The 8968-nt window shown below is 63.3% G+C and carries 10 protein-coding genes and 1 pseudogene; 9 read left to right on the top strand and 2 right to left on the bottom strand.

The window, feature by feature from the left end; translation table 11 throughout:
- The 5 genes from dapF to dacB all read left to right on the top strand — a co-directional run.
- Positions 1 to 879: diaminopimelate epimerase (dapF, locus tag ACGVJ8_RS00235; RefSeq protein WP_392344949.1), on the top strand; the 879-nt coding region annotated here is incomplete at its 5' end.
- Complete coding sequence (locus ACGVJ8_RS00230) at positions 866 to 2038, top strand: cysteine desulfurase family protein (protein WP_392344948.1); 1173 nt, start codon at positions 866 to 868, stop codon at positions 2036 to 2038. The genes dapF and ACGVJ8_RS00230, both read left to right, overlap by 14 nt.
- Before the next feature lie 12 nt (positions 2039 to 2050).
- Positions 2051 to 2767 (top strand): DUF1995 family protein, encoded by a 717-nt coding sequence (locus ACGVJ8_RS00225; protein WP_392344947.1) that lies wholly within the window; start codon positions 2051 to 2053, stop codon positions 2765 to 2767.
- Positions 2768 to 2829: 62 nt separating this feature from the next.
- The gene (locus ACGVJ8_RS00220; RefSeq protein WP_392344946.1) at positions 2830 to 3336 is read left to right on the top strand and encodes a DUF4330 domain-containing protein; all 507 of its coding nucleotides are present in this window, start codon (positions 2830 to 2832) and stop codon (positions 3334 to 3336) included.
- Positions 3333 to 4640 carry a D-alanyl-D-alanine carboxypeptidase/D-alanyl-D-alanine-endopeptidase gene (gene dacB, locus ACGVJ8_RS00215; RefSeq protein WP_392344945.1) on the top strand — a complete coding sequence of 436 codons (1308 nt, stop codon included), beginning with the start codon at positions 3333 to 3335 and terminating at the stop codon, positions 4638 to 4640. Before ACGVJ8_RS00220 ends, dacB begins: the two co-directional genes overlap by 4 nt.
- On the opposite strand, the gene ACGVJ8_RS00210 is transcribed toward dacB, so the two are convergent.
- Both ACGVJ8_RS00210 and coaD read right to left on the bottom strand, forming a co-directional pair.
- Entirely contained in the window at positions 4585 to 5484 is a 900-nt protein-coding gene (locus tag ACGVJ8_RS00210) for a hypothetical protein (RefSeq protein ID WP_392344944.1), read from the bottom strand. The two genes, dacB and ACGVJ8_RS00210, sit on opposite strands and share 56 nt — an antisense overlap.
- 1 nt (position 5485) lies before the next feature.
- Complete coding sequence (gene coaD, locus ACGVJ8_RS00205; protein WP_392344943.1) at positions 5486 to 5977, bottom strand: pantetheine-phosphate adenylyltransferase; 492 nt, start codon at positions 5975 to 5977, stop codon at positions 5486 to 5488.
- A 69-nt stretch (positions 5978 to 6046) separates the two neighbouring features.
- Here coaD and ACGVJ8_RS00200 point away from each other — a divergent pair, with 69 nt between their 5' ends.
- The 4 genes and pseudogenes from ACGVJ8_RS00200 to ACGVJ8_RS00185 form a co-directional block, all read left to right on the top strand.
- Positions 6047 to 6529: a flavin reductase family protein gene (locus ACGVJ8_RS00200; RefSeq protein ID WP_392344950.1), complete on the top strand. Its 483-nt coding sequence runs from the start codon at positions 6047 to 6049 to the stop codon at positions 6527 to 6529.
- Positions 6530 to 6538: 9 nt separating this feature from the next.
- Complete coding sequence (gene uvrC / locus ACGVJ8_RS00195; protein ID WP_392344942.1) at positions 6539 to 8524, top strand: excinuclease ABC subunit UvrC; 1986 nt, start codon at positions 6539 to 6541, stop codon at positions 8522 to 8524.
- On the top strand, positions 8521 to 8808 hold the full coding sequence (locus tag ACGVJ8_RS00190) for a hypothetical protein (RefSeq protein WP_392344941.1): 288 nt from the start codon (positions 8521 to 8523) through the stop codon (positions 8806 to 8808). Before uvrC ends, ACGVJ8_RS00190 begins: the two co-directional genes overlap by 4 nt.
- Positions 8809 to 8810: 2 nt before the next feature.
- Positions 8811 to 8968 (top strand): annotated as a pseudogene (locus ACGVJ8_RS00185) (cryptochrome/photolyase family protein); the annotation flags it as partial.

The raw sequence follows: 8968 nt of genomic DNA, 5'->3' as shown, positions 1-8968 counted from the left end.
ATGTGCGGCAACGGCATTCGCTGCCTGGCCCGCTATCTGGCTGACACCGACGGTGATGCCCCCGGCCGCCGCTGGGACATCGAAACCCTGGCGGGAATGATCCGCCCCGAACTGATGGCCGATAGCCAGTTGCGGGTGGATATGGGCCCGCCCTTTCTCACTTCCGAAGGCATCCCCACAACCTTGATGTCCGAAGATGGACTGTCGCAGGGGGTGTTGCTGCTGGAGGGAGAGCAACTGAAGGTGGCCGCCGTTGGCATGGGCAATCCCCATGTGGTGGTGCCTGTCGACGACCTTGCCAGCATTCCCTTTGATGCCTGGGGTGCTGCCCTGGAGGTGCATCCGGCCTTCCCGGCCAAGACCAATGTTCATTTCCTCCAGGTGCACAGCCGTGAGCGGCTGGAGATCCGGGTCTGGGAACGGGGTGCGGGCCCGACTCTGGCCTGCGGCACCGGTGCCTGCGCCACCCTGGTGGCGGCGGTATTGTTGGGCCTCGCCGATGACTGCGCCGAGGTGGTTCTGCCCGGTGGTCCGTTGATGATTGAGTGGCGCGATCGCACCGGGCCCGTGCTGATGACGGGACCCGCCGAAGCCGTGTTTGACGGGGTGCTGACGCCCGATCTGGTGCCAGCAGGTTCGGCGATGGCGTCGATCAGCGAAGCCCCTGCCGCTCCATCTGCGCAGATGGCCGCAGCCGACTTTGATTGCTCCAAGGATTGCTCTGACGAGTGTCAGCGCCCTGACCGCTGCCTCCGCGATGAGGTGCAGCAGAAGGTGCAGGCCTTCCTCAGCAGCACGTCCCTCGACTCGATGCTCAATCTCGCCAGTGAGTCCCTGGAGCAGCGCACCAAGGTGCGGTTCGAGCGTGGAACGCCCTGAGCTCTATTTGGATGCTGCTGCCACGACACCGCCCCTGCCGGCGGTGATCGCGGTGATGCAGCAGTTGCAGCAGACGGCCTGGGCGAACCCCAGCAGCCTCCATGGGGCCGGGTTGGCAGCAGCGGAAGCCCTGGAGCGGGCCCGCTGGCGCATCGCCGAGCGCTTTGCTGTCAGTCCTGACCAGTTGATCGTCACCTCAGGGGCGACGGAATCCGTTCACCTCGCTTTGCTCGGCAGTGCCGCCGGTCTTGTCCCGGGCCGGTTGGTGATCTCTGCGGTAGAGCATCTAGCGGTGGTCGCTGCGGCCCACCAACTCGAAGCCTTGGGCTGGAGCATTGCTCAATGGCCTGTTGATGGCCAGGGCGTTGTGCGGCTCGACCAGCTCGATCGGCTGTTGTCTGCTCCAACCCGGCTGGTCTCCCTGATCGCAGCCCAGGGCGAGGTCGGTGCGCTGCAACCTGTGAGCAAGATCGCGAAGGCCTGCCGCGAGCGCGGCATCGTGATCCACAGCGATGCCACCCAACTGGTGCCACAGGGTTGCTTCTCTTTCGAGCGGCTCGGGGTTGATTTGCTGACCCTCTCGGCCCACAAGTTCCGTGGCCCCCGGGGAGTGGGTCTGCTGATTCGGGCCCCAGGTGTGGCACTTTCACCCCTCCAGGGCGGTGGCGGCCAGGAACACGGCCTGCGCTCCGGCACCGAACCTGTTGAGTTGGTCAGCGGCATGGCCGAAGCCCTGATGGCACTCCCCAGCTTTGACCCCGTCAGCCAGCCCGTCCCCTCGGGCTGTTCAACCCAGATCCGTCGTCAACGGGATCAATTGCTCGAACGCCTGCTGGTGCTTCCCCAGTTTCAGCTCTGCGGCCCTCCACCCGATCACCGTCTGCCCCATCACATCGCGCTGCTGGCAACCACCGCCGATGGCCAACCCCTGCCGGGACGCGATCTGGTGCGACGGCTGGCGGTGGCGGGGCTGGCCTGCAGCAGTGGCAGTGCCTGCAGCAGTGGCAGCAGTGCTGACAGTGCTGTGCTCACGGCCATGGGCGTTCCCGGGCCTGAACGTCAGTCGGGCCTGCGGCTGACCCTTGGCCCCTGGCTGTCAGATCAGGATCTCGACGCCGTTCCCAGCCGTTTTGCATCCGTTCTGGAGACATTTTCCTGACATGCTTTGGCGATGACTCAACCCGACGCTTCCTGTCTCTCCCTTCCCGCGGATCTGCTCGCGGCCGAGGAGGCTATGTTCCAAGCCGCCCTGGCGGCCGTTGGATCCGGCGACGGTCAACGCTGGGCCGCAAGCCTCCGCTTTGAGGGCCTTCGCCTGCTCCCGGTGGCGGTGCGTCTGGCCCGTGCACTGATCGCTGCCGATCAGCAGCTGTTGATGGTTTGGCCCGATGCCGGTGCTGCCGCCCTGGCCCGTCGCGATGCGGAGGACCTCAAGGATGTGATCCTCGATTTCAATCAGCTCAAACGTGCGGAGAGCAATGCCCCCGACACACGCCTACTGCTTGCGGTGAACCCCTCCCCTGCTGATTACGAGGAGTTCCAGGCGTTATGTGAAAACCACGCTGGAGTGGTCTTGATGCTGAACGGGCGTCTCGAAGATGCCTCCGTGGGCATCGGCAGCGTGGCCCGGGAGCGCCGTAAGGGTTTCGTGGCCAGCTGGCAGCAGGCCTATTGGCTTCAGCCCCTGGAGGGAGGAGCACTGATGCGCTGCTTCCCCGATGACTGGCGTCTCTATCGCCAGAATCCCGATGGTTACCGGCAGCTGGAGGTGCTTCCCGAACGTCCGGATCCCGACACCACAGCAGCGCTTCTGGCCGGTGAAGATCCCGACAGCATCAAGCAACAGCTTTCCGGTGTCGACCGCTTCCTTGATGGGCTGCGCAATTGAGCCGCCCCTGGCTTGATTCAGGCTCAGACTCTCTTTAATGTTCGAGCCCAGGCTCCCTTTCGATGGTGCTCAACAGGCTTCGATCCCTTTCACCCATCGATGCGGTGGCCGGAGTCGTTGCTCTGGCAGCTCTGGCCGGAGTGATCTGGTCCCCCAAGCTCTCCAATGCGGTCGCCAAGGCCATGGGTGCCGTGAAGCCTGTGCAGGTCAGCGTTGATGTGCATCACCTCTACAGCGCTGATCCCGAGCAGCTGCTGAATTCAGCCCGGGAGGAAGCGGCGCTTAACATCGTGATCCGTAATCAACCGGCCGGTCGGGTGATCCTGGTGTCGGTGGATGACCTCACCAATCCCCTGACGGCAGTGCAGCCCGATGGTTCGGTGGTGATTGCGGATGCCCCCGGCACAGCTCTGCCCCGGCATGCCCGTTTTGTGATGGAGGCTCAGGCCGAGATCAAACCCTCCGGCGTTGTGATCGGTGGCACCAAGCTCAAGGTGGGGGTGCCCCTTGAGCTGGAAGGACGCCTCTACCGCCTGAACGGTGTTGTGAGCGGAGTGATGCCTCTGTGATTCGCTCTGCCCTGGTCACCCTGCTGGTGCTGGTGCCCCGGTTGCCCCTCATGGCAGCGCCTCCACTGTTGGCACCGCCCCCGGTGGTTCAACATCAGGGCCAGGCCATGCTCAGCGGCGGTGCGCTTTGCCCGGCTCTACAGACGGCCTTGGCATCAGCGGTAGGCACGGAAGAGCGGCTGTGGAGCGTCAGCGTTCTCGATCAACGGGGTCAGCTGCTGGCTGATCTGAACGGAGGGATCCCCCGGATCCCTGCATCGAATCAGAAACTAGTCAGCACGGCCTTTGCCCTCGATCGTCTCGGCCCCGACTTCCGTCTGAAGACGCAGCTGTTGCGTCACCCCGATGGATCGCTGGAGATCGTGGGGGAAGGCGATCCCGACCTCAGCATTGCCGAGATCCAGAAGTTCGCCATGGTGGCTCTCGGTCAGGGCGGCTCCCGCAGCATCACTAGCCTCGCCGTAGCGCCTGTTCAGCTGATGGTGCGGGAGGAACCGCGTCAGCGCTGGTGGCCCGCTGATTGGGATCCTGCGGATCGCTCCTACGCCTACGGCGCACCGATCACCCGCCTCGCCCTCACCAGCAATGCTCTGCACATGGCGGTGATGGATCCAGCGGCACGGCTGCAGCGGATCCTCCACTCCACCGTGCGTCAGCAGGGGGGGCAGATCCGCCTGCAGATGGTTGATCAGCGGACCCGGGAAGCGGCCCTCGCGCGGAACAGGGGGGCGAGTGTGGTGCTGCACAGCGAGGATTCCGCGCCGATGCACGCCCTGCTCAGCCTGGCCAACACAGAGAGCCATAACTTCACCGCTGAGGTGCTGATGCGGGAGGCGGCGGACGTCTGGGATGTGAATCGTGCGTCCATCGCCACCACCCGCTGGTTGCAAACCCAGGGGGTCCCGATGACGGGACTTCGGCTGCGGGATGGCAGCGGACTCTCACGGGGCAACCGTCTCACCAGTCGTTCCTTGTCCGTGTTGCTGTGGCGCATGGCGCAACACCCCCTGGCGGCTTACTACCAGGCATCGATGGCGATTGCTGGCCAGAGGGGAACGCTGCGCAACTATTTCCGCGGCAGCTCACTTCAGGGGCGCTTCTGGGGCAAAACCGGCACCCTCAGCGGTGTTCGCTCCATCTCCGGCATTCTTGAAACTGCCGATGGACCGCGTTACGTGAGCATGATTGCCAACGGGTCCTACGCACCCAATTCCGTGATGGGCCAGATCCTGCTGGCCAGCCAGCGGATCAGCCGTTGCCCCGCATGGACCGCAGCCGGGACGCTGCCCGGTGGGTCCGACTGAACGGCACGGTTTTGGTGTCGTCAGTGGCGTTGGCGGCAGGGGCCGCTGAGCGGATCGTCTGAATCTTGGACAGCTCCTGGCGGCCGGCCATCACCACCTGGGCCATTTCCTTGAGGCGTACCTCCAGCTCACCCAGCGTCTGTTCGGCGTAACGGTTGGCGCCGTCCTGAACGCCGGCGGCCTCCTGGCGGCTGCGTTGGATCAGCGCCTCACACTGCTGTTGGGTCTGCTGGCGGAACTGCAGCGCATCGTTGTGAATCCGCTCGGCCTTGTCCCGTCCTTCCTTCTGCAGACGCATGGCTTCACGGCGAATCGTCTCCAGATCCTGCAGCGCCTGCTGGCGGCTGGAGTCATGTTGCTCAGCGTGTTGACGCTTCAGCTCAATCGCCTCCTGATCCAGTTGTTGGCGACGCTCCAGGCCTTCCTGCTCCAACTGGGCCAGCTTGCTTTGCATCTCCTGTTCCAACTTCGCCCCCTGCTCCCGTGTTTTTTGGAGCAGCTGCTCACACTGCTGACGGGCCTGCTCACGCATCTCATTCACTTGCCGTTCCGCTTCCTGACGGATGGCGGCGTTGTTCACCAGCTGTTCGCGCTGACGCTGGGCCTGCTCAACGATTTCTTCAGCGTTCTTGCGAGCGGTGTTGATGAACTCGTCCCGGCGATCCAGCAATTTGACGGCCCGCTCTACCTCCTTCGGCAATTCATCGCGGACGGCATCCAGCAGCTCAACGGCATCGGTTTCGTTGACCAGACGTCCGCCGGTGAAGGGCAGCCGACTACCCTCCAGCACAACCTCCTCCAACTGATCGAGTTGATCGAGAACGGAGAACCGGACGTCGTTCATCTCAGCTGGCGGGGAAAGCCGAATTAAAGAGCCTGTTGAGGTCCTTCGCCACCTCTGGCGGGACCATGTGGTCGGTCGATCCGCCGAAGCGGGCCACTTCCTTCACCACAGAGCTGCTGAGAAAGCTGTGGCGTGCCGTGGTGGCCATGAACACCGTCTCCAGATCGTCCGCCAATGAGCGGTTCGTGTGGGCGATCTGCAATTCGTATTCGAAGTCACTCATCGCTCGCAGGCCCCTCAGGATCAGGTCGGCGCGATGGGTGACGGCACAGTTCACCGTGAGGCCATCGAAACTGATCACCTCAACGCCGGAGAGATGGCGTGTCGCCGTGCGGATCTGTTCGATCCGTTCCTCGACGCTGAAAGCGGGCCGTTTGCTCGGATTGCTGAGCACAGCAACGACCACCTCACCAAACAGGCTGACCGCCCGCTCGATCAGGTCCATATGACCATTGGTCAGAGGGTCGAAACTGCCGGGGTAGAGCGCCCGCATCGGGAATCAGCGATGGGCGGATCTTATGCAGCGGATCGCTGTTTAGATTTCAGCTACTGCATTCGTGCCATGAGCCTCGACGCCGACGCCAAGAAGGTCCTGCTTCGCAAGATTCCCCACGGACTCTTTATCTGCGGCGTGCGCAACGGCGATGAGGTCAACGGTTTCACCGCCAGCTGGGTGACCCAAGGATCGTTCGAACCGCCGTTGGTGGTGATGGGCGTACGGGCTGACAGCAGCAGTCATGCCATCATCGAGGCCACCGGCAAGTTCTCTCTCAACGTGCTGCGGTCCGATCAGAAGGATCTGGCGGCCGTGTTTTTCAAGCCCCAGAAGGCGCTCGGTGGTCGCTTTGAAGCGGCACCCTTCGAGGAAGGCGAACTTGGTCTTCCCCTGCTCACCGACGCCGTCGGAGGTGTGGAGTGCGAGCTCGTGGGTTCGATCAAGCATGGTGATCACACCGTTTTTGTGGGTGAAGTGAAAACGGCGCGTCTGATCGCCGATGGCGAGGCCCTCAACCTGGCCAGCACCGGCTGGAATTACGGCGGCTGAGCTGACCTGGTGGATGCCGCCTCCGGTGCACCGCTGCTGACGCAGCCTGAGCGTCTCGAACGTCGCCTGAAGGAGATCCCCGCTGAGCCGGGTTGCTATCTCATGCGGGACGACGACGACCGGATCCTCTACGTCGGCAAGTCGAAGGCGTTGCGCAGCCGCGTGCGCAGCTATTTCCGCAGCCGCCACGATCTGTCGCCACGGATCCGGCTGATGACGCGCCAGGTCTATGAGATCGAGTTCATCGTCACCGACAGTGAGGCGGAAGCCCTCGTTCTCGAGTCGAACCTGATCAAGAACCACCAGCCGCACTTCAACGTGTTGCTGAAGGACGACAAGAAATATCCCTACCTCTGCATCACCTGGAGTGAGGCCTACCCACGGATTTTCATCACCCGTCGCCGCCGCTTCCGTAATCCCCTGGATCGCTTTTACGGGCCCTATGTCGATGTCGGGCTACTGCGCCGCACCCTGTTCTTGGTGAAGCGGGTGTTCCCGCTGCGGCAACGGCCCCGTCCGATGTACCCCGACCGCACGTGCCTCAACTACAGCATTGGGCGCTGTCCGGGGGTCTGCCAGGAAAAAATCAGTTCGCAGGACTATCACCGCACCCTGCGCAAGGTGGCGATGGTCTTTCAGGGCCGCAGCGATGAACTGCAGCAGCTGCTTCAGGAGCAGATGGAGCGGTACGCCGAGCGGATGGACTACGAGTCGGCGGCCCGGGTCCGCGATCAACTTCAGGGGCTGGATCAGCTCACCGCCGACCAGAAGATGAGCTTGCCGGATTCCTCCGTGAGTCGGGATGTGCTAGCCCTTGCCTTTGATGAACGGTTGGCGGCCGTGCAGCTGTTTCAGATGCGCGCCGGGAAGTTGGTGGGACGTCTCGGCTACACCGCCGACGCCTCAGGTCTGGAACCCGGCCTGATCCTGCAACGGGTGATTGAAGAGCACTACAGCCAGGTGGATTCCGTTGAGGTGCCCCCCGAGCTGTTGGTGCAGCACGCTCTGCCGCAGCAGAAACTGATGAAGGACTGGCTCTCGGAACAGCGTGAGCGTCGGGTGCAGATCCACTGCCCCCAGCGCCAGCAGAAAGCCGACCTGATCGAATTGGTGCAGCGCAATGCGGAGTTTGAGTTGCTCCGCGCCAAGCAAGGTCAGGAGAAGCAGTCGTTGGCCACGGAGGATCTGGCGCAACTGCTGGAGTTGCCGACCCCGCCGCGGCGGATCGAGGGGTACGACATCAGTCACATCCAGGGCAGCGATGCCGTGGCCTCCCAGGTGGTGTTCATCGACGGACTGCCCGCCAAGCAGCACTACCGCAAGTACAAGATCCGCAGCAGCAGCATCCGCGCTGGCCACAGCGACGACTTTATGGCGATGGCAGAGATCATGCGCCGTCGTTTTCGGCGCTGGGCCCGGGCCAAGGCGGAAGGGGTGGATGTGGGTGCCCTGCGTCACAAGGGCGGCAGCGCTTTGCAGACCGACGGCCTCAACGACTGGCCCGATGTGGTGATGATTGATGGCGGTAAGGGCCAGCTCTCAGCCGTGATGGAGGCCCTACGGGAGCTGGACCTGCACGAGGACCTCAACGTCTGCTCCCTTGCCAAGCAGCGCGAAGAGGTGTTTCTTCCTGGCGAAAGCCAGCCGCTGGAGAGTGAACCGGATCAGCTCGGGGTTGTGCTCCTTCGCCGCCTGCGGGACGAAGCCCACCGTTTCGCCGTCAGCTTCCACCGCCAGCAGCGTGGTGAGCGGATGAAGCGTTCACGCCTGTCGGACATCCCCGGGGTTGGGCCCAAGCGGGTCAAGGATCTATTGGCTCACTTCCATTCGATTGATGCCATCCAGCTGGCATCGGCTGAGACCCTGTCCAAGGCCCCTGGTGTGGGCCCGGCGCTGGCCCGCGACATCCACGATTTCTTCCACCCTTCCGACGATGGCACCGACGCTGATGCCATGGCTGCTTTAGAAGAGCAGCCTCAGGAACTCTCCGCATGATTCGTCATCTCTGCATGGCTCTGGCAGGAGTGTTTCTTCTCGCCACTCCAGTCTGGGCGTCCCCCGGCCTGTGTACTGGGCCTGTGTGTGCCGATGGGATCACTCGCAGCGCCAAGAACCACTGGCAGTTGGTGCTGCGGCTCAACGATCAGCAAGGCCATCGCGAAAAAGTGGTAGTGAATTGCCGCGCCGGCCAGCTGAGCCCCATGGAAGGACCAGTGGATCGCGCCTATGCCACCGCCCTGGGTCGTCGTGCCTGCTGCCTTGCTGGGGAGGACAGCTGACGTTGGATCTCAGTCTCGTTTTTCCCCATCAGCTGTTTGAGCACCATCCCGCGCTTCATCCGGGACGGGCCGTGGCTCTGATTGAAGATCCGCTGCTGTTCGGTTCCGATCCCCGCTGGCCGATTCAGGTGCATCGGCAGCGCCTACTTCTGCATCGGGC

This window comes from Parasynechococcus sp. (assembly GCF_042954245.1).
In the GTDB taxonomy this organism is placed as follows: Bacteria; Cyanobacteriota; Cyanobacteriia; order PCC-6307; family Cyanobiaceae; genus Parasynechococcus.
The sequence above is the reverse complement of the archived record's forward strand: the minus strand, read 5'-3'. Positions and strand labels throughout refer to the sequence as shown.